Here is a 352-nt window from a genome sequence, read left to right as displayed (position 1 = left end):
CCCTGTCCCCTGCCCGCAGCCAGAGCCCCTCGGCACGCAGCAGCGGCGGCAGTGCCGGTGCCGGCGATACGTCGAGGGCCTCCAATCGCAGCAGGGTGTCGGCGGGCAGGTTCACTCCGCGCAGCTCGAGCCGCCAGGGGGTCAGCGCCGCCACCTGGCTCTGCTCCTCCTGCAGGCGGGCGATGCGCTTTTCCATGGACTTGGCCTGGCGCACCAGCTTCTCGTTGTCATGCTCCCGCCCCCAGATGGCGAGGCGCTTGCTGCTGGCGCTCAGGCGGTCTATCTCCTTTTGCTCGTCCGCCCGGCGCAGGCGGGCCTGCTCATCCTCGGCAGCCAGTGCCGCCCTGGCCTG

Annotated in this window: 1 pseudogene; it reads right to left on the bottom strand. The window is 71.6% G+C overall.

From position 1 onward, the window contains the following. Window positions 1–352, bottom strand: a pseudogene (locus tag AACR77_RS13820) (ABC transporter ATP-binding protein); the annotation flags it as partial.

This window comes from Aeromonas sp. ZOR0002, assembly GCF_963866995.1.
In the GTDB taxonomy this organism is placed as follows: Bacteria; Pseudomonadota; Gammaproteobacteria; order Enterobacterales; family Aeromonadaceae; genus Aeromonas; species Aeromonas caviae.
Note: the sequence above shows the minus strand (reverse complement) of the source record. Positions and strands in the feature narration are given on the sequence as shown.